Below are 26723 nucleotides of genomic sequence, written 5' to 3' on the forward strand. Positions count from 1 at the left end.
TGCCTGTGAGTGTCGCCACCGCGCGCCTCGTCGGCTCTCTGTTGGCCGTGTTGGGTTCGTCCAGTGGAGCCAGCACCAGCGCCTTGTCCATCCCGGGCTGTCATCGCCACCGCGCCCGGCGCCAAGGCGATGGTGACGGTCTCGGCACTCACGGCGACCGTTTCCACTTCCCCCACCGCTGCGAGCCGGATGCCCACCTGCGTCTCGGCCTGTACGGCCGCCTGCATGGAGCCGGGCAGCTTCGGCACCTTCGCGGCCAGCCCCGGCGCCGTGTTGCCAATGGCCGCCATGGCCAGCATGGCGAATGCTCGCGCCGCGTTCCGGCCCATGAGCTTGCCGTACCGCTCGCCCGCTGCGCGCAGCTCGTTGAACGTGGTGGCCCGGTCCGCCTCGTCCATCAGCCGTTTGAAGCCCATGACGAGGCCCCAGAAGGTATCGACGCCCACGTAGGAAATGATCGTGGCGGTCATCACGGCCGCGAGGCCCTTCGAGACCGTCACGTCGGGAATGGAGACGAGGATCATGTACGTGGTCCAAGTCCAGAGTACCGCCGCTACCATGGCGTGTGGGTCGGCCATGTCCTTGAACGCCTCCAGCATCTCGTCCAGCACGGCGCCCTTGGCCAGGGCCATGGCGAGCGCGAAACGACCATCCCCGTTGACGGTGGGGCTCTCCGTCAGCAGGCAGAGACAGTCCCCGGGCCTGCCGGTGCGCTCGCACCAGCGCAGGTAGTCGCGCGTCAACTCCACCTCCGCCGTTGTTGACTGCCCCTCCAGGTGCTCGCCCGGCTTGAGCGGAGTGATGCGGCGGCTGGGGGTCTCGTACGTGTACGAACCGCTCCGTGCCTCCACCTCGAACAGCCGCCGGGCGGTTTCCTGGGGCCGAGTGGGGGGCTGCACATCCTGAGCCAGATCCGACACGGCCTGCTCGAACTCGCCGTTGCCCAGCGCCACCGGCCTGGCGCCGGAACGAGGGGTGAAGACGAGGGGGTCGGTCTGGCCCGTGTCCAGGCGCACGACCCGGGAGGCCGTGCCACACCCGACGAGGAGAACCAGCATCATGGCCGTGCAGCATCGCTTCACGGGGATTCCTCCCGGCCTCCCGTCTGGGGGGGAGCCAGTCCGGAAGAGTACCCATTGGGTATGACAACCCGTGTAGAGGGGTTCACGGGAAGGTCACGCTGCTGGGGGGAGGAGCGCCAGGATCAGGAGCTCAGGGCGGGTCGGTGCGCGCGGAGGCGGGGGACTTCCGGGTGGAGCGGGTGACGGAGTCCAGCAGGGCCTTGCGCGCCGCGCGCAGTGCCCGGCGATCCGCGTCGTTGGGAGGACGGGTGAAGGCCGGACGCGCCGCGACGAGGAAGGCCTCGAGCGCCCGCGTTCCCTTCAGCTCGTCCTCCACCTCGCGCATCACCGTCTCCAGCGTGAGCCGCCAGACGAGTGGATCCTGCGCGTAGGGGCCCTCCAACACCAGGTCGACGAACGCCAGGGAGAGGGCCACCCGGCGATCGCGCCGGTCGGGCTCGTAGGGGTCCACCTCGTCGCCAACGACTTGCAGGTAGGCGGTGAGGTCGCTCCGCTCCTCCTCGGAGAGCCCGAGGCCGAGCATCTTGTCCACCTCGACGAGCACCTCGGGCACGGTGCGGGCCCGTGCGTCGTGAAGATACGGTGGGGTGTGGACGAGCCCCAGGAGTGTCGGGGTGTCGTAGCGCTCGCGCTGGCTGCCGAGCACGTGCACCTTGCCGTCGGTGAAGCCGAGCTCCGGAGGGTGACACGTGGCGCAGGAGTCCCCATCCAACTCGGCGCGCGGACGGAAGAAGGCGGCCTGTCCTCGCTGAGCGGCCTCGCTCGCGCCAGGAGCGAGCCGGCCCCGGGGGCCGAGCTTCGGGTTGGGCAGCGGATCCAACTGGTTGAGGAAGGCGACGAGCGCGTCCATCAGGTGGTCTGGCACCTCGGGCACGGCGAACTCGCCGACGATGACGTTGCGCACCTGCTCCCTCAGGCTGTGCGTGCGGCCGTCGAGCGGGTAGGGCGCGGTGAACCGGATGCCCCGCAGCGTGGGCACCATGTGCGCATTGAGGATGCCGTCGTCCCCCGTGGGCGAGAAGTAGGAGACGGTGAGATCGATGCGCCCGGGCACCATGTACGAGTGCTCGGTGTAGACGGTGGGGTTGGTGGCGCCGTGGGGATGGCACGAGTGGCAGGACACCCCCATCCGCACGCTCAGCGGTCCGAGCATCCGGGGCGCGTGGAAGAGCATCTCCCCGAGCAGCACCGCCCAGGGCGTGCGCCGGCCTCCATCCGTGTCCCCGGGCAGGTTCACCCAGGGCAGCGTGCTGGCCGGGCCGCGGTTCTCCGGCGCGGACTCGAAGCGTAGCGCCCGGCGCGGCATCTTCGCGGGCAGGGGAATCATGTGCCGGCCCTCGAAGGCGACCGGCAGGTCCACCATCTCCTCGAACGTCACCGGCCTCGGCCCTTGTTGGGAGGGCGAGGAGCCGAGGGCCACGGCGAACCCGAGCGCCAACACCGGAAGCATGGCCGGGAGTATACAGGTCCAGGAATGGCTCGCCCCGCGCCAATCCAGGGCAGGCCCGCTCAATGTGTCAGCGGCCCCGGTGGATGGGTCCGGTCACGAGACAGTCCCCAGGCCACGAGGGCCACGAGGATGACGGCGAGCACCGCCAGCCAGAGCCAGCCCACTCCCCAGCGCGTGGCCTGGTAGGGCTCATAGGGCTCGATGGGCTCGGCTGACTGGGCGAGCGCCAGCGCCGGACCGAGCAGCAGCGACCACAGGAATGCGTACAGCGCGCGGACCTTTCGCATGTTCGGCCTCTCGCGGCCTGGAATGGGGCCGGGCCGCTCATTAGAAGGGTCGTCACCTGCCAGGAGGGCCGCAACCATGTCCCCGACCGAAACGCAGTCCCCGTCCCAGACTCCACCCGCCATCCGCCCCCCCTTCACCGAGGAGAGCGCGCGGGCGAAGGTGAAGGCCGCCGAGAACGCCTGGAACACGCGAGACCCGGAGCGCGTGGCGCTGGCGTACACGGAGGATTCGGAGTGGCGCAATCGCACCGAATTCTTCCGCGGGCGTGAGGCCATCAAGGCCTTCCTGCGGCGCAAGTGGGCGAAGGAGCTGGACTACAAGTTGATGAAGGAGCTGTGGGCCTATACGGGCAACCGCATCTCCGTGCGCTTCGAGTACGAGTGGCGTGACGCGGACACGGGGCAGTGGATGCGCACGCACGGCAACGAGCACTGGGAGTTCGATGACTCCGGGCTCATGCGCCGCCGCGACATGAGCGCCAATGACTACCCCATCCAGGAGTCCGAGCGCCGCTACCGCTGAGCGGCGCCACCTCCAGGCGAGGCCTGGGAGGCCGGCCTACCAGCGCCCGTCGGACTCGGAAGGAACGTAGACCTCTCCCTCGCGGGAGTAGTCCTTGATGTAGACGCGCGGTTTCTCGCCCGGCTTGCGAGCGCGCTTCCGCTCCTTCTTCTTCTCGTCCGTCGGGGTGGGGGTGTTCCCGTTCCCGGGCGGCGTCTGGGCGAGCACCTTCAGCTCGGCATCGGAGGCCCGGGCCTTCTCGATGGCGTTCGCGTCGTAGATGGAGATCCACCAGCCCCCGTAGGCATCATCCGCCGTCGCGGGCGTGACCACGAACGTGAGGCCATCGCGCTCGAGCTCGTCCTCCTCGAGCGCCAGGTGGTGGACCAGCTCCCGATCGTCCGCCTTCTGGAGGAGCCCGGCGATCAGCCCGCGGATCTCCTTCTTGGTGCTGTCCTTGCCCGCGTAGACGCCGATCTCCACACCGGCGGGGTGCTGGGGGTCCCCGTAGATGTTGAGCTCCAGCTGGGACGCCTCGTACGAGAGATAGGGGACGTACCGGAAGACGCCGGTGTCGATCACCTCGGAGGGGACCTGCTTGAGCTCCCTCGCTCCGAACTTCGCCGCGAAGCTCTCGATGATCAGCCCGGAGTTGACGAGGCGGTTCTCGGTCCGCGGATGGCTGGGGGCCGGGGCTGGCGCCGGTGCCGTCAGCGGCGCCGAGGTGCTCTTCGGCGCGGATGGGGCGGGCTGCTCACTGCGCTGCTGGTGATTCGGGCTCGAGCAACCGCCGAACATGGCGAGCGTTAGGAGTCCACTGGCGACGGCCGACCTCGGTTTCATCTTCCCCCTCGGGTGATGCGGAGTCATGAAGTGCGGGGACTCTACTGGAGGAGTGTGCCGGCCCGGTAGCTGGCCCCTGTTCCCCTCGGCGTCACCTTCCCGCGGCCGGGGAGAAGAGTGTTTCCGGAGGTGCGAGGACGCCCTCCGGGTAGAAGGGGGATGCCCCGTCGAGCAGTGGGGCGGGTGCCTCCTGCAGGTGCCGGTCGAAGAACGCCCGCAGGTAGTCGCTCAGCACGCGCCACATCCGCCGGCCGTCGATGGTGCCCAGGGCCCGCCGCGCGAGCGAACGCCGCTTCAAGGGCAGCAGGCCACAGTCCGTGAAGTTGGCGTGACCCGCCCCACGAATCTGGATGCTGTAGCCGGGTCGGGCCCGGGCATACAGGCGCTGCCAGCCGCCCACCGCGAGCTCGCGGTTCGCCTCGCAGTACTCGACGGACGCGAAGGCCTTCTGACTCACGGATTCGTCGCACGGACGCACGTACTCGGGGTGCTCGGCGAACAGCACCAGCAGCGGCTTGGGGAGTCCCTCCTGGCCCACCGTGCTCCACACGCCTCCGTCCAGGTTGGCCACGGCCCGGCACCGCGCATCCCGCGCGCAGAGCTCCATCGCCGCGTTGCCACCCATCGAGTGGCCGAAGGCACCGAGCCGTTCCAGGTCCATCCGCCCGGCGAGCAGCCCGGAGCCGGCCTGCAGCCGCTCCAACTCGTCCACCAGGGAGCGAAGGTCCTCGGCCTTCACGTCGACGACCGAGGCCCGGGCGCGCACGTCCTCCTCGTGCGAGGCGCGCGAGACCTTCAATGCGCCGCCCACGCTCGCCGGCCTGAAGAGCCGCATGCGCCCATCCGCGAAGGCGGAGACGGGGAGCGCCTCGTAGGTGTGGCTCACGGCGGCGACGATGTAGCCATGGCTCGCCAGCTCCTCGAAGAGGGACGAGTAGTAGAGCGGTGGGAAGCCGGCCGGGGAGAAGACGAGCACGGGGTAGCGGGCCCGAGGGCGTGCCACGGGAGCCCCGGGCACCGCGTGGGCACGCACCCGTGAGCTCCGGAAGTGCCAGAACAGGCTGGTGAGGCGCCATCCCGCGGGCAGGTAGGGACCGGGTCTCGCTCCCGCCTCGGGCTCGGCGGGGTACCAGAGCCACGCGGACAGCTCGCGCGGACGGCGGTGCCCGTGACGGGCATAGGGCTCGTCGCGGTGGGCGTCCACCCAGTCGAAGGCGACGCGGCCGACGTCATAGGGCCCGGTCGGCTCCGGGAGGATCGCCGGGGAGAGCCGGCCGCGCAGCCACTGGAAGAGCCAGGTGAGCGCGCTCGCCCCGAGCACGGCCGTCAGGACGGAGTGCCTCGGGTGGAATCGGGTGGACGCTCTCATGGGTCACCTCCAGGGCGGGAGTCGCCTCCCGCCGCCGTCAGCCGTTCGGACCGGACAGCGGCTGGGACGTATCACCGGGGCCGGGGCGCAGCCGGCGGATGGCGCGCAGCAGCAGCTCGCCGTCGAGCGGGTTGGCCACGTAACCCTTCGCGCCGATCCGGTGGGCGCGCTCGAGGTCCTCGTCATCCGAGGTGCCCGAGAGCAACAGCGCACCGGCGATGTGGGCCTCTCCCGCCAGCAGCCCTTCCATGGCCTGCACGGGGGCGAACACGATGTCCGCGCTCGTCGTGTGCATGACCTCCAGCGGGGAGGCGACCTTCGTCGCGATGCCGTGCCGTGCGAGCGCTCGCGAGATGAGGGTGGCGGTGACCGGTGGCCACGCATAGAGCAGCAGGGGCGAGCCCGGACGCTCCTCGGACAGGGGAGGGGTGGCCTGCTCTTCGGTGTGCTCCTGGATGCCGTAGAGCGCCGCGAGCGCATGGGACAGGGCCGTGTCCGAGGCGAGGTGGGGCTCGACGCGGGGCTTGCCGGAGATGGCACGCACCGCGTCCAGGGCCTCGAGCGAGGCCGGAGCGGGCAGGGCGACGTGCAGCACATCGCGCTCTGCCTTCTCGAGCCGGAGCGGGACGACCCGGTACCGCCGGGCGATCCGCGCGGGCACGAGCCGGGTGAGCTTCGGGTCCAGGCGCTCCCGGTCCAGGTCGATGGCGCCGATGCCGAGCTGCATCGAGAGCGCCCGCAGGACATCGGCCTCGGTGCAGAGCCCCTCGCGGACCAGCGCCCGGCCGAGCGGGACGCGGGTCTCGTGATGGTGCACCAGTCCGAGCCGGAGCTGGGCGCGGTCGATCAACCCCAGCTCCATCAGGATCTCCCCGAGCATTCGCTTGGACCCGAGCTGCATGGCCGGAACCGTGGCCATGCGGCCCTTGTCCTGCGATGGACACCCGGGCCAGCCCCCGCCGCGCTGGCCGCTCCCTTGTCAGTGCGCGAGCAGTCGCCGTTCCATGGCACTGGCCAGGGCCACGAGCATCAAGCCCAGCAGGAAGCCGTACAACCGTCCGCGAGCCTCCCTGGGGCCGGTGGCGCGACGCAACTCCGGCAGCAGGTCCGTGGCGCCGATGTAGAGGAAGGTGCCGCTGGCGAGCGCGAGGATGATGCCCTCCAGGCCTTGCACCCACCGGGAACCCAGAAGCACCGCGCCCGCTCCGGCCACCGCGGTGAGTTGCACGCCTCCGAGCGCGAGCAGGGCCTGGGCTCGCGACAGGCCCTTGGCGCGCAGCAACGCGTAGTCGCCCACCTCCTGGGGCAGCTCGTGGGCGATCACCACCAGGGTGGTGGCCACCCCGGCCTCGGTCGAGACGAGGAAGGCGGCCGCCACCGCCGCGCCGTCCCCGAGGTTGTGCAGCGCGTCCGCCGCGAGCAGCGACGGCACCACGGTGGAGGAGGGACCCGTGTGCGCGTGGTGGCCCGGGGCATGGGCCGAGTGGTCATGGTGGTGGGGCCCGAGGAACCACTCGAGGAAGGCGAGGGCCAGGAAGCTGGCGAAGGCCCAGTGGAAGGCGGAGGGGCCAGTGGCCTGCACGGCCTCGGGGAAGATGTCGAGGAAAACCGCGCCCAGCAGCGCCCCGGCCGCGAAGGCCACCAGGGCCGACAGGTGCCGGGTCAGCCAGCGCTCCGAGAGGAGCCCACCCACCAACCCCGCGAGGCCGTCCGCCAGGACCGCCAGCCAGATGAAGAGGGTGGTTCGTTCCATGAAGGGAGTCGTTCCGTTCTAGCCCTGGCCGAAGCCGGGAGTGCTCGTGAGCCAGCGCAGCAGCGCGTCGGGTGCGTCCACGTGGACGAAGTGGCCCGCCTCGGGGAGCGTGGCCACGGGGCAGCCCAGGGACTCCATGCGGGCCAGGTCCGCGTCACTGACATAGTGGGCCCGGCCGCCGCGGATGCAGCGCACCTTCGCGCCCGGCCGCGTCAGCGCGGCCCACAGGTCCTCTCCGTTCACCCGCCCGTGGAACTCGGCGAGCGACTCGCGATCGAACCGCCAGCGCACGCCCCCCTCCGGTGCCGGCTCCAGGTTCATGTTGAGCCAGTCCGCCAGCGGCCCGGACAGCCCGCGTCCCGTCAGCTCCGCGCGCATCGCCTTCCTGTCCGGCGCGCTGGCCGGCGCGGCGCGGAGGATCTCCAGCACCTTGCCGCTCTCGGACAGGTGGGTGGCGATGGGGGTGGGGGTGATGTCCAGCAGCGTCACGCTGGCGACGTCGTCGGGGGAGCGCAGGCTCGCGGCGAGCGACACGCGTCCGCCCAGCGAGTGTCCCACCAGCTCCAGCGGCCCGCGCAGTCCCGCCGCGCGCGCCGTCTCCAGCACGTCCGCGGCCACCGTGGACAGGGTGGCGCCCGGAGGCAGCCGCGGCGAGGCGCCATGGCCCGTCAGATCCACCAGCAGGAAGCGGCGGCTCTTGTCCGCCTCGCTCCACGCCGTCGCCAGCGAGCGCAGGTTGCGCCCGGTGCCGAGGAAACCATGCAGCAGCACCGTCGGCCGCTGCCCCTCTCCTATCTGGAAGCTCTCGAGAATCACGGTTGCCTCCTATATCCCGAGAGCCCTCGCGCCGCAGCGGCTTCGCTCAGATGCCGTACGGCCAGGTGTCCGCCGCGTCCTCTTCCTCGTGGCCCGCGTCCCGGTCCAGCGGCTTCAGGGCGCTGGTCAGGTCGTAGTGCAGCACGGCATCGAACTGCGCCGGCAGGTCCGCGTAGAAGTAGTGGCTGTAGCGCTCGCTGTGCGGCGCGTAGATGACGCCGATGGCGCGCTCCAACCGCCGCTCGCGCAGGCCTGAGCCCGCCTCGCCCAGATCCTCCATCCTCAGGAGGAAGCCGGGCAGGCCCACCTCGTGGAAGAGCGCCTCGTAGCTGCCCCCCAGCGCCGGCCGTACCCGCCGCTTCAGACCCGGCTCGTCCCACTCCTTCGCGGCGATGACGGTGCCCGAGTACGTGGTGAAGCCCACGTTGAACGTCTCCTTGCCGTGGCGCTCGCGCATCAGCTGGCCCAGGTTCAGCTCGCCCTGGTCTCCCATCTGCGTGGCGCGCGCGTCGCCCAGGTGCGAGTTGTGCGCCCAGATGACCAGGCGCCCGGGTTGCCCGTAGCGGCGGCCGAGGTACTCGGCGAGCGCATCCGCGGTGTCCGCCATGTGCGTGTCGCGCAGGTTCCAGGACTGGTCGCGCCCCGCGTACATGGCCCGGTAGTAGGCCTCCGCGTCACTCGCCAGCCGCGCGTTCATCTCCGCGTGGAAGAGCGCGTCCGCCTCCTGGCTCCCGTCCCTCACCTCACGCCGGCGCAGCTCCAGCAACTGCTCGATGACCTCGGCCTCGCAGGGGTCCTCGAAGCCGTACGCCGTGGCGTGGCCGTAGGACTGCGGGTCCGTGCCGAAGCGGTCGAAGCACGCGTAGCGGGCCCTCGCGCGCTCCGCGGCCTTGGGATCTCTCGCCTCCAGGTAGTGCACCACCTCGCGCATGGAGGAATGCAGGCTGTAGAGATCCAACCCGTAGAAGCCCACCCGGGGTGCGTCCTTGCCTCGCGCGCTGTTGTGCTGGCGCATCCACTCCACCAGCTCCACCACGTCCTGGTTGCGCCACATCCACCGAGGGAAGCGCTGGAAGTTGTCGAGGGCTTGCAGCACGTCCGCGTCCGTCCCCTCTCCGTGCACGTACTGGTTGACGCGCAGCGCGTCCGGCCAGTCCGCCTCCACCGCCACCGCGGAGAAGCCGCGCTCGGTGAGGAGGCGGCGGGTGAGGTGGGCGCGTGCCCTGTAGAACTCGTGCGTGCCGTGGGTGGCCTCTCCCAGCAGAACGAAGCGCGCGTCGCCGATGCTCTCGATGAGCGCGTCGAAGTCCGAGTCCTCGTCCGTCAGTGGAATGGCCGCGGTGCGTACACCCTCGATGAGCTCCGGACGGAAGCCCCGGCCGCCTTCCTCTTCATCAAACGGGTTCATGCCTCTGAAGGTGGGCAGATGGCCCGGACCTGCCCATGACATGCGGACAAGCCGGAGGGTTGACAGCCGGGAGGGCACGCCCGCTCCCCGAGCGACCCTCACCAGGCGGGCAGGCGAGCGCTCGCGGGGAATAACCCGGAACCCGGGGCTGGCCCCATGTCACAGCCGTGTGCACCTTCGATGACATGCATTCCAGGCGAGAGGTGGCGAAGGTCGGGCGGGGGGACGCGAAGGATATGATCGGGCCGAGGCTGCGGGGAGTGCGGTGGCTGGTATTGGCGCTGGCGCTGGTGGCGGGGACGGCCGAGGCCCGGGTGATGGCGGGGGTTCGCCTGCCGGACTCCATCTCGCTGGAGGGCAAGGAGCTGGCCCTGAACCACGTGGACCTCAAGAAGAAGCTCTTCTTCGAGATCTACGTCTGGGGTCTCTATCTGGAGCAGAAGCCGTCCTCCATGAAGGAGGCCATCGCGTTCCAGGGGCCCAAGCAGCTCCAGCTCCACTTCCGGCGCAGCATCAAGCGCGAGCAGCTGGCGGATGCCTTCCGCAACTTCCTCGCGCACAGCAAGGCGGCGGGCTCGCCGGAGATGCGGCGGAACTCGGAGCTGCTCGTCCAGTCCCTGCGCGCCGTGCGCAAGGGCGACAAGCTCCTCATCACCTACCTGCCCGGCCAGGGATTGCTCATCTCCGGCGAGGGCAGCCGGGGCGCCGTCATCCCCGGCAAGGACTTCGCCGACATCCTCTTCTCCGCCTGGCTGACGGAGAACCCCATCTACGGCCGCAACTGACGGCGCTCAGATGAGGAAGGAGTCCTGGACCTCGGCGCCATCGGCCAGCATGGTGGCCGTCCGGTCCAGCCGCTCGCGGGTGAGCTGGGTGAGCCTCCGGCGGACCTCGGGGTGGGTCAGCACCCACTCCTTCACGGTCTCCTGATCCAACACCAGCAGGAGGCAGGGCGTGGCGGCCCTCACGGTGGCGGTGACGCGCAGGTCGAGCATCAGGGAGATCTCCCCGAAGACGGCGCCCTCCGTCATGTCCGGGTAGGGCAGATCGGTGCCGTTGAGATCCTCGTGCACCACGGAGCAGCGGCCGCGCAGCAGCAGGTGGAGCGCGTGGCTGCGCTGGCCCTGCTGGAGCAGCACGGTGCCCGGCTCCACGCTCCGGCTCTGGAAGCGCTCGGCGATGGCCCGCTTCTGCTCCTCGGAGAGCGGCTGGAAGATGGGGTTGGACTTCAGCAGGGTGTCCAGCAGCCGGTCCTTGTAGAACTGCTGCACCACCTGCTCGAGCGAGGGGAAGCGGGCGCCGAGCCGGGTGAGCATCTCCCGCGTCACCTCCAGCAGGGTGCAGTCCCGGGTGGCGATGACGCTGGCCACGCGCGGCGCGTCGGAGATGAGCCCCATCTCTCCGAAGAAGGAGCCCTCCCCCAGCTCGGCCAGTGTGCGCGGCCGCTCGTTCTCGGGCGTGTGCACCACGCGCACCGTGCCCTGCACGAGGATGAACATGGAGTTGCCGCGCTCGCCCTCGGTGATGATGCGCTCGCCGCCGGCCACCCGGCGCATCTCCAGCTCGCCCAGCAGGGCCACGAAGACGTCCCGGGGGAGCTGGGAGAAGAGGGGCGTGGGAACGCGCTTGGGCTGTTCGGGAGCGGCCCCGGTGCGCTCGGGGTGCTGGCGCTCCTCGGCGCTCTGCATCGCGATGAGGCTGGCCAGGTTCTCCTGCGTGGCCTGGTGCTCGGGATCGAGCGCGAGGATGAGCTTGCAGGCGGCGATCGCGTGGATGGTCTGGCCGTCGGCCGCGTAGCGGATGGCGAGGTAGTGGAACTCGCGGACGGCTTCCTGGCGCTGCCCGAGCTGGGCGAGGAGCTCGGCCACCTTGAGGCGGGCGGCGGTGTCATGAGGACTGAGGTCCACCACCTTGCGGTAGTCGGCCAGGGCCTCCGCGGGTTTCCCCTGCAGGATGTTGGCGGCGGCGCTGTCCTTGTATTGACGGACCAAGAGCGAGATGTCGGCGGATGGGATCGCCACGGGAACCTCCTGGGCCGATGATCGGTCAGATGGAGGAGCGGGTAAAGCCACTCGGTGTGTCCAGGTGGTGACGAGTGAGGCGCGGCTTGCGGGGTTCACCGGGCTGGGGCACTGTCCGCGTCCACGAGCGCCATGGGTTGGATCATCTGGATCATCGAGACGCTGATGTGCCTGGGGGCCAGCTGGCTGGTGGCGGCGGCGCTCTACCCGGACCGGGGTGTGCTGCACCGGGTCATCGCCACGTTGCTGGTGGCGCCCTCGCTCATCCTGGTGGCCATGCAGGCGTTGGGGTTGCCGGGGTTGCTGCGGCCGGTGTGGCTCGGGCTGCTGGCGCCGGTGGTGTTCGCGGTGCCCGCCTGGGGGGCGTGGCGCCGGCTGGGGCGTGAGCGGGCGCTGGAGCTGCTGCGCTCGGACGTGGGCGCGCCCGGGAGGCTGGCCCGGGAAGCGTGGCGGGAGCGCGAGCCGGCGGTGCTCACGGTGGTGGCCGCCGCGGGCGTGCTGCTCTTCGCCGCGCTGCTGGTGTGGATCTACAAGTCGTGGACGTGGGATCCAACGTGGTACCACGTGCCCATCACGGCCTACGCCATCCAGATGGGCTCGCTGGACTGGATCGAAACGTCGGTGCCGTGGACGCAGAGCCACCCGAAGAATGTGGAGCTGCTGGCGGCGTGGAACTGCATCTTCCCGCTCGACAACCGGCTGGATGACAGCTCGCAGTTGCCCTTCGCGGTGCTGGGCGCGGCGGTGACGGCGGCCTGGGCGCGGGCCGCGGGAGCGCGCAAGGCCTTCGCGGCGGGAGTGGGCGCGGCGTGGGTGCTGCTGCCGCCGATGTTCCTGCAGGTGTGGAGCACGCACGTGGACGTGGCGTGCGGTGCCTTGCTGAGCGCGGCGGTGTTCTTCCTGCGGGAGCGTCCCACCGCGAGGGACCGGTGGATGTGCCTGCTGGCGCTCGGGCTGTACGCGGGCACGAAGATGACGGGGGCCTTCCACCTGTTGATGCTCGGGCCGTGGATCGCCGTGCGGGGAGCGCTGGAGCTGTGGCACGCGCGGGGCGAGCGGGCGAGGCGGGTGGGGGACATGGTGCTGTCGGTGCTCGCGCTGATGGCGGTGGGGTCGTTCAAATACTTCCAGAACCTGTGGAAGACGGGCAACCCGCTGTGGGCCTTCCGGGTGAAGGTGCCGCTGCTGGGCAAGGAGCTGCCGGGGCAGTTCGATCCCTCCGAGTTCTACGGCTCGCGGCCCGGGGAGAGCCCGCTCTTCTTCGGTGCGCCGGGCGCGTTCGCGAAGCTGCTGCGGAGCTGGTACGTGGAGGTGCCCACCTTCTGGCCGGACGTGCGCACGGGCGGCTTCGGCCCGGTGTTCGCCTACCTGCTGGTGCCGTGTCTGGTGTTGCTGGTGTTGGAGCTGCTGAGCCCGAGGAGCTGGAAGCGCAACCTGCCCATCCTGGGGCTCGCGGTGGTGTCGCTCGCGGTGCAGGCGGCGTGGTGGCCGCGCTTCGTGATGGGCGTGGCCACGGCGGGGCTGGTGGCGCTGGGCGTGGTACACGGGCAACTGTTGCGAGGGCCGCCGCGGCCGGGTCTGTCGCTGGCCTTCCTGGTGCTCATGGGCGTCACGTTCTGGCAGGGCGCCAGCGCGCAGGTCCGGCAGGTGGACCTGTTCATGTACGCGAGGCACTTCGGCGAGGCATTGCGTGCGAGCCCGCTGAAGCGCTCGGCGTTGCAGGTGGTGGACTGGCTGTGGCCCACCGAGTGGAACCTGCTCAAGGAGCGCGAGCTGAAGGCGGGCGACGTGGTCGTGTATGACCAGTCGGTGGACTTCCTGTCCGAGTTCTTCACGAGGGATTACCGCACCCGGGTGGAGTACGTGCCGAGCGATGGGGATGTAAGGGATTACCTCGCACGCATCGACGCGTTGAAGCCGCGCTGGGTGGGAGTGCGGGGGGGCTCGGCGGCGGAGCGGGCCTTGAAGGAGCAACGCGGCGCGCAGTTCCTCTTCGAGGTACCGCGCTCCAGCATCGTGCTGTACCGCATGCAGCGGTGAGACTATACTCAGAGTGAAGAGGCGGGGGCGATCCTCCTCTCACTTTCAGGGGGGCGGTTCATGCGTTGGGGGCTCGTGCTGGGTATCGCGCTGCTGGTGGGCTCTCTTGGGACCGGGTGCCCGGAGCAGATCTACGGGAGGGAGGGCTACCTGGACGATGCGATGCGCGAGGACATCGAGGAGCAGCACGACGAGCGGCAGCGGGAATTGGGGAAACCGGTTCCGTGTCGTGACGGCAAGCGTCTGGTTCAGATCTGCGACCCTTCGACCGGGAAGGTGTGTCACTGGGAATGCCAATGAAGTGGCGCACCATCCTGGGTGTCACCGTGGGGTTGATGCTTCCGCTGGCGTTCATGTTCGACCACTGCGGGGCCCTGCTGCGGGCACACCACACTCAGAGCATGGCCCGGTGGGACGCGAGGGTCGTTCCAATCCTCCCCGCGGACCAGCGACGCGCGCTGCCGACCTACCGGCGTTCCTGTGAGAGTCAGAAAGACTGTACTCCCCCATTGGCCTGCGTGAGCTCCGCGTCTGGGGAGCAGAGTGTCTGTATCGACAGCTCATGCATGACGGACCTGCAATGCAGGCAGGGCTTTGCCTGCCGGACCCGGCGGTCGTTGGGGGATGATGGCCCGTTGGTGCGCCGGTGCGTTCTCATTGGCGTCCGCAAAGAGGGACAGCCCTGCTTCGACCATGCGAATCATCAGGAAGAAGCCTGTGAACGAGGACTGCTGTGCGGCGATGGCCATTGTGGCCGTCCCTGCCAGTTGGAAGTGCCTTCGAGCTGTCCCTCCGGGTTCGTATGCCGGGCGGGGCCGGATGCTCCCTCCTGCCAACCCTTCTGCGAAGGCGGGGATTGCCCCGAGGGCCAGCAATGCGTGAGGGAGGACACCGGCGAGGCCCGTTGCATGATCGTTCACGGAGACAACTGCCAGCGCGCACCGTGCGAGGCAGGGCAGCAATGTCAGCTCACGGGCTACACCCCTGGACCCGAGGCATGGGCCGTCAAGATGGAATGCGTGACGCCTTGTGACGGGACGCGTTCCTGCCCCGAGGGTTCCGTGTGTTTCCTGGGCGGATGTAAACGGGAGTGCCGGCCGGATGCGCGAGATGTCTGCGGCCCGGGTCGGCAATGCACGGAGTACGTACCCGGTCGTCTCTGGCTTTGCGAGCCAACCGTTCAGTGAGCCAGAGGCTCACCCCCGGCGCCGCATGGCGAGGTAGCGCGCGAGGGGTCCCCAGTAGGTGGTGCGCCAGCCCTCGTCGAGCGCCGCGTACGCCTCCGCCGGCACTCCCACCTGCGTGAAGGTGAGCCGCGTGCCCCTCCCCATGGGCGCCAGCTCGAAGGTGGCGATGGAGTAGTGGTGCTCGGGCCAGTCCCGGTGCCTCCACGCCTGCACGATGCGCCGCCCGGGCACCAGCGCCAGCGTGTAGCCACTGTTGCGTCCTTCACAGGTGACGAAGGCCCCACCCTCGCGCGCGTCGATCTCCGCGTCGAACCCGGTGAAGGCGGCATGCTGCCGCGAGTCCAGCAGCGCGTCGTAGATGGCCTCCGGCGCGGCGGACAGCTCCACCGAGTGCAGCAGGTTGCGGACTTCGAGGGGCGGACTCATGGCGCCCGCTTAAGAGCCTATTTCTCCGCCGATGCCAAGCTATCCTCGCGCCATGGTCCTGAAGATCGTCCAGACGGGAGAGCCGGTGCTGCGCCGCCGCGCCAGAGAGCTCACCTCCGAGGAGATGACGAGCCCCGCCATCGGGCAGCTCATCGCCCTCATGCGTGACACCATGCGGGATGCCCCGGGCGTGGGCCTGGCCGCGCCGCAGGTGGGAGTGGACGTGAGGCTCGCGGTCATCGAGGACCGGGCCGAATACCAGGCGGCCCTTCCGCCCGCGGAGCTGGCCGCGCGCGAGCGCCAGCCCGTGCCCTTCCACGTCCTCATCAACCCGCGGCTCGTGGTGGAGGACCCGACGCCCGTGGAGTTCCACGAGGGCTGTCTGAGCGTCAGCGGCTTCGCCGCGCTGGTGCGGCGGGCGCGCGCCGTGCGCGTCGAGGCGTTCGACGAGAAGGGCCAGCCCGTGTCCATCTCGGCACGCGGCTGGTACGCCCGCATCCTCCAGCATGAGATAGACCACCTGGATGGCACGCTCTATATCGACCGGATGGAGCCGCGCAGCTTCTCCACCCAGGAGAACCACCGCCGCTATTGGGCCTCGCGCACCGTGGACGAGGTGCGTCAGGCCCTTGGACTGAACGAGCCTCGGGGCTGAGCACATGCGTGCCCCTTTCGCGTTGGCGCTGTTGCTCCTGGTGGTGGCTTGCGGCGAGGACTCCCTCGAGCAGCTCCAGGAGGAGGCCTCGGACTGCCCCGAGGCTCCGGTGATGCGGCTCGGCCCGGCGCCCTCCGCGGCGGTGGTGCTCAACGCCTACTACCTCCAGGAAGAGGCCACGAGGGATCTGCGGCGCGGCCGCACCGAGTCTCCCGCCGTGGAGGAGACGCTCGCCAAGGTCGCGGCGCTCGGGGGGTGGGCCGTGCGCACCACGGGCCACAACGACGCGGCCGACAAGCGCGGGGACTCCGCCATCCAGGTGGCTCCTTTGGTGTACGACGAGGTGTCCCTGCGCGGGCTGGATCTGGTGCTCACCCGGGCCTCCGCGCATGGGGTGAAGCTCGTCCTCACGCTGGGCAACTACTGGGATGCCTATGGCGGCACCCGGCGGTACGTGGAGTGGGCGGGGTTACCCTCGCCGGTGGAGGGGGATCCGCGCTTCTTCACCGAGCGCCCCGTCATCGAGCACTACAAGGCGCACGTGGCCCGGCTGCTCTCGCGCGTCAACACCTTCGACGGGCTGCGTTATGGCGAGCACCCGGCCGTGCTGGCCTGGGAGCTGCTCAACGAGCCTCGCGGCAAGGGGTTGGACTCCGAGGGCGTGGCCATGCGGGCCTGGGTGGACGAGGTGGCCGCCGTGGTGAAGGAGTACGCGCCCGGGCACCTGGTGGGCACGGGTGAGGAGGGCTTCGACGTCTCCCATGGGGGCTACGACGAGCTCTTCTGGCGCGGCACGGGCACCTCCTTCTTCGAGGGGGGCACCAGCTTCCGCCGCAACACGGCCTCGCCCTTCATCGACTTCGCCAGCGTGCACTTCTACCCGGAGGCCTACGGCGTGAAGCCGGACACCACGGCCCGGGCGGGCGCGCACTGGTTCTCCGAGCACGCCGCCATCGCCAGGGATCTCGGCAAGCCGCTGCTCATCGGCGAGTTCGCCCTGCGCAACCGGGAGGGCTTCTCCCTCGACGAGCGGCGCGCCCTGTACCGGGGCTGGTTCCGCTGCGCCTGGCGCACCGGGGTGGGTGCGAGTGGCCCCTGGATGTTCGCCAACGATGCCCGTCCGGATGACTGGGATGACTTCACCTTCTACTACCGCGATGGCTCCGTCCCGGCCGACCCCCGCAACCGCTACGCAGACCTCATCGTCGAGGCCGCGGGTCTCACCGGGAAGCGGTGAAAAAATCCCGCGTAGCTGTCCGTTCCTCTTGCCTATTGTTAAAAAAATAAAGCATTATTCGAGTTGTCAGGAAAGACCGGGATGCCCAGTTTCCCGTAGAGGACCGGTCTTTCATGCAGGGAAGGATGTCGGTATGCGCATTTCAACCAGGGTGTTCGCGTGGCTATGTGTCGGTGTCATCGGTCTGGGGCTGGAGGCCCGCGCCGATGCAGGTGGGCCGGAGTCCCGGCCCACGGTGAAGCCCCCCGCGCGGACCTGTGGTGAGGAGCTCGCCGACGAGCAGTGCACGCTGGAGGGCAGCGAGCGCCGGCAGCTGACCGCCGACATCTTCGAGTACAGCTACCACCTGCGGGTGGGGCCCGGGGCGTATGACCGCATCACCGTGCACCGCGTGGTGCGCGAGGTGGCGCAGGGCGTGCCGGCGCACACGGACGAGTCTGTCTTCCTGGTGCACGGGGACGTGTGGGGCTTCCGGGGCGCCTTCCTGGCCAGCGCCGGGAGCGAGGCGGTGCCGCGGCAGCAGTCCTTCGCCATCTTCCTGGCGCAGCAGGGTGTGGATGTGTGGGGCATCGACCTGCGCTGGGTGAACGTGCCGGCCAACGCGACGGACTTCTCCTTCATGAAGGACTGGAACCTGGGGTTGCACGCCCGGGATCTGGGCATCGGGCTGGCGCTGTCGCGATGGGTGAAAGAGGCCAACGCCACCATCAAGGGTGGGAAGACGGTGCTGCTGGGGTGGAGCCGCGGGGCGACGGTCTCCTACGCGTACCTGAATGAGGAGGCGAAGCTGTTGCCGGGCAAGCGCCGGGTGAAAGGGTTCATCCCCGTGGACATGGCCTACAAGCTCGCGCCCGGGGACGAGGCGCAGCGCCAGGCGGCGTGCCAGAGCTACACGACGCTCGCCCAGCAGCAGGCCTCGGGGCACTACGAGGGTGGCGCGACGGGCGCGCTCCTCCAGGCGCTCGGGGCGGGTGCCATCGCCCAGCCGGACGCGCCCTCGTTCCTGCCGGGGCTCACCTACCGTCAGGCCGCGCTCACGGCGGGCCAGGCCACCTTCGCGCTGCAGAACCCGCCTGTCATCCCGGCCTACCACTTCGTCGGTGGCCAGTTCGGCGCGGACGGTCTGCCCACCGGGCCGACCTGGACGCGGGAGCGCTTCTTCTACGACTTCCTGCTGCAGGCCTCGCCCTACCAGAGCATCGGCGAGCAGGTGGACACCCTGGCGCTGTGGTGCGGCACGCCGGACGTCCCCTATGACGATCACCTGGCCCAGGTGAAGGTCCCGGTGCTGTACGTGGGGGCCGAGGGGGGCTTCGGTCACTTCGGTACCTACAGCACCTCCCTGCTGGGGAGCACGGACGTCTCCTTCCTCCAGCAGCAGCGCATGCCGGCGGAGGCCCGCGTGATGGACTACGGGCACGCGGACCTGTTCCTCGCGGACGACGCGAAGGACACGGTGTGGACGCGCATCCTCGACTGGATGCACTCCCGCGACTGAGGCGCGGGTGGCTCAGAGGGACGCCGCGGCCCGCCCGAGTCCCTCGGCCACGGAGGTGAAGGCGTCCCTGGTGCGCACGCGCTCCTCGCCGAAGCGCTCGGAGTAGAGCCGGCGCACGGCGGGAATCTGCGAGGAGCCGCCGGTGAGGAAGACGGCATCCACCTCGCCCGCGCCCTCGCAACGCTTCAAGAGTCCCTCGGTCACCGCGCGCAGCTCGGTGAGGAGGGGCTCGCTGGCGGCCTCGAACTCGGCGCGGGTGATGCGCTCGTGCAGGTGGATGCGGGCCTCCTCGAAGTCGAGGGTGGTCTCCTCCTCCTTGGAGAGCTGCACCTTGGCGGCCTCGATGGCACGGAAGAGCCGGTAGCCGAGGTTGTCCATGACGAGGTCATACAGGGCCTCGGCCTCGGCGGGCTTGTCGCTGGACTCCTGCATCAGCTCGAGCAGCTCCTGGGTGGACTTCTCGCGGATGAAGGACATCTCGTGCCAGGAGAGCAGCTTGGCCATGACGTGCTGGGGCACGGGGAGCCGCTTGTCGCTGAAGCCGCGCACCTTGTAGGTGGAGCCGGCGCCGAAGCGGGGCAGCAGCTTGTGGCGCATGATTTCGGCGTCGAAGCGGTCGCCGCCGATGCGCACGCCGGTGGAGCCCACCACGTCGCCGCGCCGGTCCGGGTTGCCGCGGCGCGAGGGCCCCAGCCGCATGAGCGTCAGGTCCGTGGTGCCGGCGCCGAAGTCGGCCACCAGCACCAGCTCGTCGCGGGTGAGCTGGGCCTCGTAGGAGAGCGCGGCGGCGATGGGCTCGATGAGGAACTGGATGTGGGTGAAGCCGGCGATTTCGGCGGCGCGGCGCAGGCGCTGCTCGGCGAGCGCGTCCGCCTCGGGCTCTGGGGTGAAGACGGCGGGGCGGCCGAGCACGACGGCCTCGGGGGCGCCGCCGGCGTGAGGGGCGGCGGCCTCGCGGACGCGGCGCAGCAGGAGGGCGACGAGGTCCTCGATGAGCCAGGTGCGGCCGCGAATCTGGGTGGCGCGGAAGGAGGCGCTGTGGAGGAAGGACTTCACGGACTGGATGAAGCGGCCGGAGTTGTCCTCGAGGTAGCGGGCGATCGCCGGGGCGCCCGTGTAGACCTCGCGTTCATCCTCGGGGAAGAAGATGACGGAGCGATAGAGGCGGGGATCGCTGTAGCCGGGGGAGACGGGGAGGACCGTTCCGTCGGGGAGCGCGATGGCCGTATTGCTGGTTCCGAAGTCGAGTCCGCAGGCGCGCATGGGGGGTCGCATCCTCTACGCGCAAACGATGCGCATGGGTAGAGCGGAGTGCGGAAGGGGAGGGGTATCGGGAGTACCCGGGTCGAGCCCTCTCCCTCTGGGAGAGGGACGGGGTGAGGGTATTGGAGTTGGAGCGCTCCCCGGGGCCACTGGAGGGCACGCGGGCACGCGGGCAACGAGCGCCGTCGCCACCGGAAGGGCTGGCATCCAGGGGACAGGATGCATCTTAGAAGTCGTCCTACGAGAGGACGGGGGAAGTCATGCGAATCGGAGCGAGCGGGTGGCTGGCGGGGATGACCGCGTTGCTCATGGCGGCCGTGAGGGAGCCGGTCGAGGCGGCGGATATTCCCCAGGGAGAGTCCGGAGTGCCCGACGCCCCGGCGGAGAGCGCACCGGGCGAGATCTCGGGCGCGGTGAGGAGTGCGAGCCCGGAGGGTGTACACGTCTCCGTGCGAGGCGCACCGGATGTCCAACTGCGGATGAGGCCGAGGACGATCGTGATGGTGGAGGGGCAGATGGCCACGGTGGGTGACATCCAGGAGGGCGACAGGGTGCGAGCCTTGTACCGGGACGTGCAGGGCGAGCCCATCGCGATCCTCGTGGAGGTGACGGCGCGCGCCCGGCCAGCTCCCGAGGGGGCGAAGTAGGAAGCCCTCCCATCCCGGAGACGTCACTTCAGCAACCGGCGCAGGCCGCGAGCCAGCTCCTCGGCGTGCCAGCGTTGCAGCTCCCTGGCGGTCCGGGCGGCGCGCCCGGCACGCTCCTCGCGCACGCGTTCCAACAAGGTTCGCGCGGCGGTGCGCTCGGTGGCGGAGCCCTCCGCGGCGAAGCCCTCGAGCAGTCCCAGGCGAACATCCGAGTCGTGCAGCTCGCCCAGCACTTCCTGGAGCGGCACCAGCGCCTCGAGCAGGGCCTCCATCCTGCGGCGCAGGGCGGGGCGGAAGATCTCCGCCTCATAGCGGAGCTTCTTCACCGTCTTGCGCAGCTCGTGAGCCGTGAGGGCATCCGGAGCGGCCGAGTAGTCCTCCAGGAGCAGCTCCACCGCGCGCAGGCGGCGGCGGAGCTGCTGGCGGACGCGCTGGCCTCCATAACGTCCGGGCCCGTCCAACCGCTTGGCCTCGCGCAGGAGCGCGGGCACCGTCCTGTCCGCCCAGCGGGTCAGCGTGCGGCGCAGCTTCTTCTCCTTCGCGTCGAGCTGGGACTCCACGCTCGTGCGCAGGGCGAGGAGCCCGGCGCGCTTCGAGGTCTTCTCCTTCCGGGCCGCCTGGGCGAGCCAGGCGCCCTGCACGTGCACGTCGCGCACCTCGCCGAGCGCGTCCTGGAGCTTCTTCACCTCGCGCTCCAACGGAGCCAGCGCACCCAGGTCGCGGAACACCTTCAGGGCGGCGCGCAGACGCCGGGTGGACACGCGCATGTCGTGGACGCCGTCTTCCGTGAGGCGCGTGGCGAGCGTGTCCTCCTCGTGGCGCACGTCGGCGAGCCGGTTGGCGACGATGCGGCGGGCGGCCTCGGCCAGACGGCTCTCGGGGCCGAGCCCGCGGATGGGCGTGGGACGGGGCATGGCTCGATTCTAACGCCGGGCCCTCTTCTCGAATTCGGTGGCGGCCTCCCCCACCATCCGCTCGGCGACATCGGGTCCCTCCCAGCCGAGGATCTTCACGTCCTTGTCCGCGAAGGCGACGGCGGCGGTGAAGAAGTGAGCCAGCTCATCGCGCTCGCGGCGGGACAGGTCCTTGATGCCACTGAGGTTCTCCGCGCGTGCCGCGATGGTGGGGACGACGAGCAACCGGTCATTGCGTTCCCGGCCACCGCCCCGCTTCTTCTTCTGATCCACCTTCAGCACGCCGAGCGCACGGCAGGGGAGCACCACGCCGGGGTAGGTGGACTCGTCCCAGTACACGAGCGCGTCGAGCGGGTCTCCATCCGGGGCCAGGGTGCTGGGGACGAAGCCCCAGTCGAAGGGGTAGCTGAGTCCGTGCACCAGGGGCTTGGAGACGGTGAAGGCGCCGAGCTTCGGCTCGTACTTGAGCTTCACCGAGGAGCCGCGGGGTGATTCGACGACGACGTGAAAGGCACCGTCCTTGCCTCGGAGGGGGACGCGGGTGAGGTCCGTGGTCATGCCGTCGAGGCTCGGACGGCGCGCCCCCCGGGACAAGGACTCCGGGAGGCGAGTTTCACCTCGGCAACCTTCGAGGCGGCGTCACGGCGTGGCGGGCGTCAGGAGCGAGCGCCGGGCGGCCCGCGCCGCGCCGAGGCCGCCGAGGGTGTACCAGGCCACGGTGAGGAACGCGGTGGAGCGCTTCGCGCGGCTGGGACGCTCGCCGAGGCCGAGGTAGGGCGGGAGCACCACGGCTCCGAGCCCCGCGAGCGCGCCGAGGAGCGCGCCCCGCAGGTAGATGCGGCGGGGGCGGCCCACGGCCACCAGCGCGTAATAGAGGGTGTTGCTCACCAGGTCACCGATGAGGCTCTGGCGGTACAGCGCGCGGCCATGGGCGGGGCGCAGGCCGAGCCACCGGGAGACCTTCTTCAACGAGCGCATGCCGAGTACGTCCATGCGCGGTGGGTGGTCGAGCACGGCGCGAGCGCCCTGGTGGACGAGCGTGAGGGAGAGGGCGCCCGCGAAGCCGGGGCCCAGGGACTGGAAGAAGCCGCGAGGCGGGGAGACGAGCTCACTCATGGTGCCGCTCAAGCTAGGCACCGGACGTGGCCGGGTCCCGCCTCCGTGAGCCTGCTCGTCTGGTGGGGGCTCGAGTGGGTACAGACCCTCACCCCGACCCTCTCCCAGAGGGAGAGGGCTGAACCTGGTTCCACACGGTGGATGTCCCCTCTCCCTCTGGGAGAGGGCTAGGGTGAGGGTATTTCCCCCACCGTGCTCATCTACTCTCCGGCACCTTCATGCCGCGCTGCACCGCCGGGCGAGCCCCCACGGTGTCCAACCAGCGCCGCACGTTGGGCACCGGCTGCAGCATCTCCGGGTAGTACTGCCCCGTGCCCACCAGCCACGGGTAGGTGGCGATGTCCGCCACCGAGTACTCCGGCGCCAGGAACTCGTGCTGCGCCAGATGCTTGTCCAGCACGCCCAGGATGCGAGCGGACTCCTGCGAGTAGCGCTCGATGGCGTACGGAATCTGCTCCTTGGCGAAGCGCTTGAAGTGGTTGAGCTGCCCCAGCATCGGGCCCACGCCGCTCATCTGGAACATCAGCCACTGCACCGCCTCGGTGCGCCCGCGCGGGTCCTTCGGCAGCAGCCTTCCCGTCTTCTCCGCCAGGTAGAGCAGGATGGCGCCGGACTCGAAGACGGAGATCGGCTTTCCGTCCGGACCCTGGGGGTCCACGATGGCCGGAATCTTGTTGTTGGGGTTGATGGCGAGGAACTCGGGCTTGAACTGGTCGCCCTGGGTGATGTCCACCACGTGGACGTTGTAGGGCAGCCCCAGCTCCTCGAGGGCGATGGACACCTTGCGCCCGTTGGGCGTCGTGAATGTGTAGAGGTCGATCATGCTCCCACTCCCGTCAGCTCGGCGCTCTTGCGCCACAGTGTCTCGGCGGCTTCGTCGCTCTGGGCGGCCTTGGACTCCCGGGCCACCTTGCTCTTGATGAAGTACCTGCCGCTCACGCCCTCCACCTCGGGCGAGGAGGCGAGGAACACCGAGGTGCGGGCGCCGCCCTCGGCGGAGAGCATGAAGGGCGCGACCAGCTTCACCAGGTGTTTGGTGATGCCCTCGGAGTTGAGACCGAAGCCGGTGCGCACCACGCCCGGGTGCAGGCTGTTGGTGGTCACCTTCGTGCCCTCCAGCCGCCGCTTGAGGCCGCGGGTGAAGAGGATGTTGGCCAGCTTCGAGTTGCCGTACACCCTCATGCCGCTGTAGCTGCCGCGCTCGGCCTGGAGGTCGTCGAGGAAGCCGAGCGAGCCCATGCGGTGGCCCTCGGAGGCGACGTTCACCACGCGCGCCGGGCCGCTGGCCTTGAGCACATCCAACAGCAGGTGGGTGAGCAGGAAGTGGGACAGGTGGTTGGTGGCGAAGGTGGCCTCGAAGCCGTCGGGTGTCACCTTGCGCCGGTCGAGCATGAGGCCCGCGTTGTTGAGCAGGACATCCAGCCGCGAGTAGCGGGCCTGGAAGTCCTGAGCGAGCTTGCGGACCGAGGCGAGCGAGGTCAGGTCCGCCAGCATCAAATCCAACTTCGCATCGGGGACGGTGCGGCGCACCTCCGCGAGGGCTGCCTCGCCACGTCCCGGGTCACGTCCCGACAGCACCACGGTGGCACCCTGGCGCGCGAGCGCGCGGGCCGATTCCAGCCCGATACCCGAGGTGGCTCCGGTGATGAGGCAGACCTTTCCTTGCATGTTTCCCGACGTCATCCGGCATGGCCCTCCAGAAAAGAGGGCCATCTATATCCGCCGGGGGGTCCGCGCGCATGCTGGCGAGCGGACCGGGAGCGGGGGTCAGGCGGTGGGCGAGGGACTGCGCTCCTCGCGGATGGAGGTAGGCGCGATTTCCTCGCGGCCCGTGGCGGCCGAGCCGTACAGGTGGCTCTCGAGGAACCACAGGTCCTGCTCCACCACGCCGAGCACCTGGGTGAGGAGATCCGAGGTGACCGGATCGTTCAGCTCGTCGCAGCGCTCGATGCCCGCGCGGATGGTGGAGCCATAGGTCGAGACGCGGTCCACGAGGACGCGGACATGGTCGTCGCCGTTGACGGCTGCCAGGTCGTACTCGTCCAGCTCGCTGTTCTGGGTGGCCAGCCGGATGGTGCCCTGGGCATAGCCTCCGAGGGCTCCGGCGCGCTCGGCGAACTCATCGGCCTGTTTGCGCACGTGGTCGGCGACCTCGTCGAAGAGCTCGTGGCGGCTGATGAAGTCCCTGCCGCGGATGTTCCAGTGGGCCTGCTTCACCTGCCAGTGCAGGTCGATGGCGGTGGCCAGACAGGTGTTGAGCAGCTCGATGAGCTCCTCGCGGGCCTCGCGCGGGAGATTGATGTGGCTCGGAAACTTCGTGGTCATACGTCCCTCGTCATGGTTCCGCCCGGCGGGAATCCGTCGGAGGCTTTTCCAGACGGTGGGGACGGCGATGACCCGCGCCAACCCGGGGAGCTACCTCGCCTGGAGGGGCGGGGGCCGTCAACTGAGGGAGCGACCGTGCAAGCACATGCGCCCTCTGTATGCTCGGCGCTCGTCTCGTCTACCGGGAGTGGGGAAACTCCGACGTCTTCCCAAAGCGGAGCGGGATGCCTTCTCGCTACTCTGGGAGACGCTGGAGCTGCGAGGTGCCCGCGCGCTCTCCGAGGCCGAAGAGCGCGAGTTGAGCAGGCTCGCGAAGCGGCTCGAGGAACTCATCTATGGACGAAGTTCCGGAATGGGCGTGGCGGTTCTCGGGTGGATGCCGCTGAGGTGAAACAGGTGGCGGAGATCGTCGATCGGCATTTCCAGCCTTGGTACGATGCACTTCACGATCCACGGTCCACATCGGCGCTCGATCGGGCGACGCAGTCCGCTCTCGAAGACATCGAGAGGCTGCTCGCGAGAGGATGAGGATGACGCCCGTACACTCGCTTCCCGGCTTCGAGCGCATGCTCGAGGTGTGCCGGAAGGACGGAATGGCGCTGTATCAGGAGCCTCCAGATTCTCTCACGCTCGTTATTGGAGAACTCGTGGCGGGACTGCCTTGCGATCCTCTTCTTTCCGCCGTTCTCGCTCGTGTGAACACACTCGGTCTGCCAGAGGGGTTCTTCCTGCTCCCTGGCAAGGCCGCGGACGGGTTCGACCTGCGGGGGGTCAATGCGGAATGGCGCCGGGATTGGCCCGAGCCCTTCAGGTCCCTGCTCGTCTTCGCCAAGGAACAGGCGTTGGCCTATTACCTGGCAACCGTTCCCACCCTGGCGGATGAGCAGGGCATACAGCCAGTCGTATGGGTCGACACCTACGAGGACCTCTATGCGTTGCCCATCGCATCGAGTGTCGACCGCTTCTTTGACACCTACTCGCGCTCCCTGGAGCGCCAGGTGGAGCGCCTCAACTTCCCCAGGGATGTGCCGGACCTCATCGCCCGGGACGCGTCCCTGGTGGGAATGATTCGGTCCGGGCGATTCGATTTCCTGATGGAGACCTGTCAGGAGGCCCACGAATGGGCCGGAAAGGTGCTGGTGGCCAGCACCTGAGCGCTACGGGTTCGCCGGCTTCGACAGCGCCTCCACCGTCGCGGAGATGACGGCGGGGCTGCTCAGCATCAGCTGGTGCATGGGCACGAGGAAGGTGCGCTCGGTGGCGCCCGGCAGGCGCGCGCTGTCGGCCGGGACGACCGTGCTGTCGAGCGGCGTCCAGAAGGAGAAGACCTCGATGTCCCCGAGGGGCTTCTCGCGGCGGTTCAGCTCGCGCAGGAAGTCGCTGTCCGGGCGCATCTGCACCAGCGCCGGGTCCGACTTCAGGTACGCCGCGCGCGTGCCGTGGTGCGGCCCCGAGATGGAGACGAAGCGCCGCACGCGTCCCTGGCCGCCCAGCTCCTGCATCCAATAGCGCGACGACAGCGTGCCCTGGCTGAAGGCCACCACGTCGATGTGCTCGGCGCCCGTGCGCTTGCGCAGTCCCTCCGCCGCGCTGCGCACCTGGTAGGCCATGACCTCGATGGGCATCTGGCCATTGTTCGGGTGCAGGCGCACCGCGTGGAGCCGCTCCTTCGGCCAGCCCGCCTCCTCGAACGCATCGAGCATCGCGTAGAACGCACCCGGGGTGTCGTCAGTACCGTGCACGAACAGCACCGGCGCGGGCGGGGGCGTGGATTGCGCCTTCGGCGTGGTGGCACAGCCCGTCAGGACGACGAGCAGCGCCAGCACGAGGACCCGGAGTGCGTGCGGAGAGGAATCACGGAGGTGGGAGGACATGGGGACTCCA

The 26723-nt window shown here is 69.6% G+C and carries 28 protein-coding genes and 1 pseudogene; 9 read left to right on the forward strand and 20 right to left on the reverse strand.

The window, feature by feature from the left end; translation table 11 throughout:
* Positions 1–71: 71 nt before the first annotated feature.
* The 3 genes and pseudogenes from sitA5 to NR810_RS20550 form a co-directional block, all read right to left on the reverse strand.
* A pseudogene (sitA5, locus tag NR810_RS20540) lies at positions 72–1082 on the reverse strand (SitA5 family polymorphic toxin); the annotation flags it as partial.
* A gap of 130 nt (positions 1083–1212) precedes the next feature.
* Positions 1213–2532 (reverse strand): cytochrome c peroxidase, encoded by a 1320-nt coding sequence (locus NR810_RS20545; RefSeq protein WP_257454767.1) that lies wholly within the window; start codon positions 2530–2532, stop codon positions 1213–1215.
* 59 nt (positions 2533–2591) lie between these two features.
* Positions 2592–2819, reverse strand: coding sequence for a hypothetical protein (locus NR810_RS20550; RefSeq protein ID WP_257454768.1), 228 nt, complete (start codon positions 2817–2819; stop codon positions 2592–2594).
* Positions 2820–2895: 76 nt separating this feature from the next.
* On the opposite strand from NR810_RS20550, the gene NR810_RS20555 reads away from it, so the two are divergent.
* Positions 2896–3342: a nuclear transport factor 2 family protein gene (locus tag NR810_RS20555; protein WP_257454769.1), complete on the forward strand. Its 447-nt coding sequence runs from the start codon at positions 2896–2898 to the stop codon at positions 3340–3342.
* A gap of 36 nt (positions 3343–3378) precedes the next feature.
* Here NR810_RS20555 and NR810_RS20560 read toward each other — a convergent pair whose 3' ends face one another.
* The 6 genes from NR810_RS20560 to NR810_RS20585 all read right to left on the reverse strand — a co-directional run bounded on the left by NR810_RS20560 (position 3379) and on the right by NR810_RS20585 (position 9510).
* Entirely contained in the window at positions 3379–4164 is a 786-nt protein-coding gene (locus NR810_RS20560) for a hypothetical protein (RefSeq protein WP_257454770.1), read from the reverse strand.
* Between the two features lie 91 nt (positions 4165–4255).
* On the reverse strand, positions 4256–5533 hold the full coding sequence (locus NR810_RS20565; protein WP_257454772.1) for an alpha/beta hydrolase family protein: 1278 nt from the start codon (positions 5531–5533) through the stop codon (positions 4256–4258).
* A gap of 37 nt (positions 5534–5570) precedes the next feature.
* Complete coding sequence (locus tag NR810_RS20570) at positions 5571–6452, reverse strand: GspE/PulE/PilB domain-containing protein (protein WP_407653808.1); 882 nt, start codon at positions 6450–6452, stop codon at positions 5571–5573.
* 60 nt (positions 6453–6512) lie between these two features.
* Entirely contained in the window at positions 6513–7286 is a 774-nt protein-coding gene (locus NR810_RS20575) for a ZIP family metal transporter (RefSeq protein WP_257454773.1), read from the reverse strand.
* Between the two features lie 18 nt (positions 7287–7304).
* Entirely contained in the window at positions 7305–8102 is a 798-nt protein-coding gene (locus NR810_RS20580) for an alpha/beta fold hydrolase (protein ID WP_257454774.1), read from the reverse strand.
* 46 nt (positions 8103–8148) lie between these two features.
* Positions 8149–9510: an erythromycin esterase family protein gene (locus tag NR810_RS20585; RefSeq protein ID WP_257454776.1), complete on the reverse strand. Its 1362-nt coding sequence runs from the start codon at positions 9508–9510 to the stop codon at positions 8149–8151.
* A 236-nt stretch (positions 9511–9746) separates the two neighbouring features.
* Here NR810_RS20585 and NR810_RS20590 point away from each other — a divergent pair, with 236 nt between their 5' ends.
* Positions 9747–10295: a chalcone isomerase family protein gene (locus NR810_RS20590; RefSeq protein ID WP_306818354.1), complete on the forward strand. Its 549-nt coding sequence runs from the start codon at positions 9747–9749 to the stop codon at positions 10293–10295.
* Between the two features lie 6 nt (positions 10296–10301).
* Here NR810_RS20590 and NR810_RS20595 read toward each other — a convergent pair whose 3' ends face one another.
* Entirely contained in the window at positions 10302–11531 is a 1230-nt protein-coding gene (locus NR810_RS20595; RefSeq protein ID WP_257454778.1) for a cyclic nucleotide-binding domain-containing protein, read from the reverse strand.
* A 132-nt stretch (positions 11532–11663) separates the two neighbouring features.
* On the opposite strand from NR810_RS20595, the gene NR810_RS20600 reads away from it, so the two are divergent.
* The gene (locus NR810_RS20600) at positions 11664–13571 is read left to right on the forward strand and encodes a hypothetical protein (protein WP_257454779.1); all 1908 of its coding nucleotides are present in this window, start codon (positions 11664–11666) and stop codon (positions 13569–13571) included.
* 60 nt (positions 13572–13631) lie between these two features.
* A complete protein-coding gene (locus NR810_RS20605) occupies positions 13632–13871 on the forward strand; it encodes a hypothetical protein (RefSeq protein WP_257454780.1) in 240 nt (79 codons plus the stop codon).
* Positions 13872–14131: 260 nt separating this feature from the next.
* On the opposite strand, the gene NR810_RS20610 is transcribed toward NR810_RS20605, so the two are convergent.
* The gene (locus NR810_RS20610) at positions 14132–14320 is read right to left on the reverse strand and encodes a hypothetical protein (protein WP_257454781.1); all 189 of its coding nucleotides are present in this window, start codon (positions 14318–14320) and stop codon (positions 14132–14134) included.
* Between the two features lie 447 nt (positions 14321–14767).
* Positions 14768–15184, reverse strand: coding sequence for an SRPBCC domain-containing protein (locus NR810_RS20615; protein WP_257454783.1), 417 nt, complete (start codon positions 15182–15184; stop codon positions 14768–14770).
* 52 nt (positions 15185–15236) lie between these two features.
* Here NR810_RS20615 and def point away from each other — a divergent pair, with 52 nt between their 5' ends.
* The 3 genes from def to NR810_RS20630 all read left to right on the forward strand — a co-directional run bounded on the left by def (position 15237) and on the right by NR810_RS20630 (position 18574).
* Positions 15237–15839: a peptide deformylase gene (def, locus tag NR810_RS20620; RefSeq protein WP_257455167.1), complete on the forward strand. Its 603-nt coding sequence runs from the start codon at positions 15237–15239 to the stop codon at positions 15837–15839.
* Between the two features lie 4 nt (positions 15840–15843).
* Entirely contained in the window at positions 15844–17076 is a 1233-nt protein-coding gene (locus NR810_RS20625; RefSeq protein WP_257454784.1) for a cellulase family glycosylhydrolase, read from the forward strand.
* Positions 17077–17209: 133 nt separating this feature from the next.
* Positions 17210–18574, forward strand: a complete 1365-nt coding sequence (locus NR810_RS20630) for an alpha/beta fold hydrolase (RefSeq protein WP_257454785.1) — start codon at positions 17210–17212, stop codon at positions 18572–18574.
* Positions 18575–18586: 12 nt separating this feature from the next.
* Here the strand turns inward: NR810_RS20630 and NR810_RS20635 are convergent, their stop codons facing one another.
* Positions 18587–19837: an Hsp70 family protein gene (locus tag NR810_RS20635; protein ID WP_257454786.1), complete on the reverse strand. Its 1251-nt coding sequence runs from the start codon at positions 19835–19837 to the stop codon at positions 18587–18589.
* A 260-nt stretch (positions 19838–20097) separates the two neighbouring features.
* Here NR810_RS20635 and NR810_RS20640 point away from each other — a divergent pair, with 260 nt between their 5' ends.
* Positions 20098–20484 (forward strand): hypothetical protein, encoded by a 387-nt coding sequence (locus NR810_RS20640; protein ID WP_257454787.1) that lies wholly within the window; start codon positions 20098–20100, stop codon positions 20482–20484.
* A 23-nt stretch (positions 20485–20507) separates the two neighbouring features.
* Here the strand turns inward: NR810_RS20640 and NR810_RS20645 are convergent, their stop codons facing one another.
* The 6 genes from NR810_RS20645 to dps form a co-directional block, all read right to left on the reverse strand.
* Positions 20508–21398 (reverse strand): CHAD domain-containing protein, encoded by an 891-nt coding sequence (locus NR810_RS20645; RefSeq protein WP_257454788.1) that lies wholly within the window; start codon positions 21396–21398, stop codon positions 20508–20510.
* A 9-nt stretch (positions 21399–21407) separates the two neighbouring features.
* Positions 21408–21956, reverse strand: coding sequence for an inorganic diphosphatase (locus NR810_RS20650; RefSeq protein ID WP_257454789.1), 549 nt, complete (start codon positions 21954–21956; stop codon positions 21408–21410).
* Between the two features lie 81 nt (positions 21957–22037).
* Positions 22038–22514, reverse strand: coding sequence for a hypothetical protein (locus NR810_RS20655; protein ID WP_257454790.1), 477 nt, complete (start codon positions 22512–22514; stop codon positions 22038–22040).
* Positions 22515–22710: 196 nt separating this feature from the next.
* Complete coding sequence (locus NR810_RS20660; RefSeq protein WP_257454791.1) at positions 22711–23337, reverse strand: glutathione S-transferase N-terminal domain-containing protein; 627 nt, start codon at positions 23335–23337, stop codon at positions 22711–22713.
* Positions 23334–24197: an SDR family oxidoreductase gene (locus NR810_RS20665; RefSeq protein ID WP_257454792.1), complete on the reverse strand. Its 864-nt coding sequence runs from the start codon at positions 24195–24197 to the stop codon at positions 23334–23336. The genes NR810_RS20660 and NR810_RS20665 overlap by 4 nt, the downstream gene beginning before the upstream one ends.
* An 84-nt stretch (positions 24198–24281) precedes the next feature.
* Positions 24282–24839, reverse strand: coding sequence for a DNA starvation/stationary phase protection protein Dps (gene dps, locus NR810_RS20670; RefSeq protein ID WP_257454793.1), 558 nt, complete (start codon positions 24837–24839; stop codon positions 24282–24284).
* Between the two features lie 530 nt (positions 24840–25369).
* Here dps and NR810_RS20675 point away from each other — a divergent pair.
* Positions 25370–25993: a hypothetical protein gene (locus NR810_RS20675; protein WP_257454794.1), complete on the forward strand. Its 624-nt coding sequence runs from the start codon at positions 25370–25372 to the stop codon at positions 25991–25993.
* A gap of 3 nt (positions 25994–25996) precedes the next feature.
* On the opposite strand, the gene NR810_RS20680 is transcribed toward NR810_RS20675, so the two are convergent.
* Positions 25997–26713: an esterase/lipase family protein gene (locus tag NR810_RS20680; protein ID WP_257454795.1), complete on the reverse strand. Its 717-nt coding sequence runs from the start codon at positions 26711–26713 to the stop codon at positions 25997–25999.
* Between the last annotated feature and the right edge of the window lie 10 nt (positions 26714–26723).

This window comes from Archangium lipolyticum (assembly GCF_024623785.1).
GTDB lineage: Bacteria > Myxococcota > Myxococcia > Myxococcales > Myxococcaceae > Archangium > Archangium lipolyticum.

Excerpts from the sequence above, each read along its gene's own strand:
- NR810_RS20570 (WP_407653808.1), bottom strand. The coding sequence starts at position 6,452 with ATGGCCACGGTTCCGGCCATGCAGCTCGGGTCCAAGCGAATGCTCGGG.
- NR810_RS20630 (WP_257454785.1), top strand. The coding sequence starts at position 17,210 with ATGCGCATTTCAACCAGGGTGTTCGCGTGGCTATGTGTCGGTGTCATC.
- NR810_RS20610 (WP_257454781.1), bottom strand. The coding sequence starts at position 14,320 with ATGGCCATCGCCGCACAGCAGTCCTCGTTCACAGGCTTCTTCCTGATG.
- NR810_RS20560 (WP_257454770.1), bottom strand. The coding sequence starts at position 4,164 with ATGAAACCGAGGTCGGCCGTCGCCAGTGGACTCCTAACGCTCGCCATG.
- NR810_RS20600 (WP_257454779.1), top strand. The coding sequence starts at position 11,664 with ATGGGTTGGATCATCTGGATCATCGAGACGCTGATGTGCCTGGGGGCC.
- NR810_RS20680 (WP_257454795.1), bottom strand. The coding sequence starts at position 26,713 with ATGTCCTCCCACCTCCGTGATTCCTCTCCGCACGCACTCCGGGTCCTC.
- NR810_RS20605 (WP_257454780.1), top strand. The coding sequence starts at position 13,632 with ATGCGTTGGGGGCTCGTGCTGGGTATCGCGCTGCTGGTGGGCTCTCTT.
- NR810_RS20655 (WP_257454790.1), bottom strand. The coding sequence starts at position 22,514 with ATGAGTGAGCTCGTCTCCCCGCCTCGCGGCTTCTTCCAGTCCCTGGGC.
- NR810_RS20590 (WP_306818354.1), top strand. The coding sequence starts at position 9,747 with ATGATCGGGCCGAGGCTGCGGGGAGTGCGGTGGCTGGTATTGGCGCTG.
- NR810_RS20545 (WP_257454767.1), bottom strand. The coding sequence starts at position 2,532 with ATGCTTCCGGTGTTGGCGCTCGGGTTCGCCGTGGCCCTCGGCTCCTCG.
- NR810_RS20550 (WP_257454768.1), bottom strand. The coding sequence starts at position 2,819 with ATGCGAAAGGTCCGCGCGCTGTACGCATTCCTGTGGTCGCTGCTGCTC.
- NR810_RS20615 (WP_257454783.1), bottom strand. The coding sequence starts at position 15,184 with ATGAGTCCGCCCCTCGAAGTCCGCAACCTGCTGCACTCGGTGGAGCTG.
- NR810_RS20575 (WP_257454773.1), bottom strand. The coding sequence starts at position 7,286 with ATGGAACGAACCACCCTCTTCATCTGGCTGGCGGTCCTGGCGGACGGC.
- NR810_RS20585 (WP_257454776.1), bottom strand. The coding sequence starts at position 9,510 with ATGAACCCGTTTGATGAAGAGGAAGGCGGCCGGGGCTTCCGTCCGGAG.
- NR810_RS20625 (WP_257454784.1), top strand. The coding sequence starts at position 15,844 with ATGCGTGCCCCTTTCGCGTTGGCGCTGTTGCTCCTGGTGGTGGCTTGC.
- NR810_RS20665 (WP_257454792.1), bottom strand. The coding sequence starts at position 24,197 with ATGACGTCGGGAAACATGCAAGGAAAGGTCTGCCTCATCACCGGAGCC.
- NR810_RS20640 (WP_257454787.1), top strand. The coding sequence starts at position 20,098 with ATGCGAATCGGAGCGAGCGGGTGGCTGGCGGGGATGACCGCGTTGCTC.
- NR810_RS20565 (WP_257454772.1), bottom strand. The coding sequence starts at position 5,533 with ATGAGAGCGTCCACCCGATTCCACCCGAGGCACTCCGTCCTGACGGCC.
- def (WP_257455167.1), top strand. The coding sequence starts at position 15,237 with ATGGTCCTGAAGATCGTCCAGACGGGAGAGCCGGTGCTGCGCCGCCGC.
- NR810_RS20645 (WP_257454788.1), bottom strand. The coding sequence starts at position 21,398 with ATGCCCCGTCCCACGCCCATCCGCGGGCTCGGCCCCGAGAGCCGTCTG.
- NR810_RS20555 (WP_257454769.1), top strand. The coding sequence starts at position 2,896 with ATGTCCCCGACCGAAACGCAGTCCCCGTCCCAGACTCCACCCGCCATC.
- NR810_RS20650 (WP_257454789.1), bottom strand. The coding sequence starts at position 21,956 with ATGACCACGGACCTCACCCGCGTCCCCCTCCGAGGCAAGGACGGTGCC.
- dps (WP_257454793.1), bottom strand. The coding sequence starts at position 24,839 with ATGACCACGAAGTTTCCGAGCCACATCAATCTCCCGCGCGAGGCCCGC.
- NR810_RS20675 (WP_257454794.1), top strand. The coding sequence starts at position 25,370 with ATGACGCCCGTACACTCGCTTCCCGGCTTCGAGCGCATGCTCGAGGTG.
- NR810_RS20635 (WP_257454786.1), bottom strand. The coding sequence starts at position 19,837 with ATGCGCGCCTGCGGACTCGACTTCGGAACCAGCAATACGGCCATCGCG.
- NR810_RS20660 (WP_257454791.1), bottom strand. The coding sequence starts at position 23,337 with ATGATCGACCTCTACACATTCACGACGCCCAACGGGCGCAAGGTGTCC.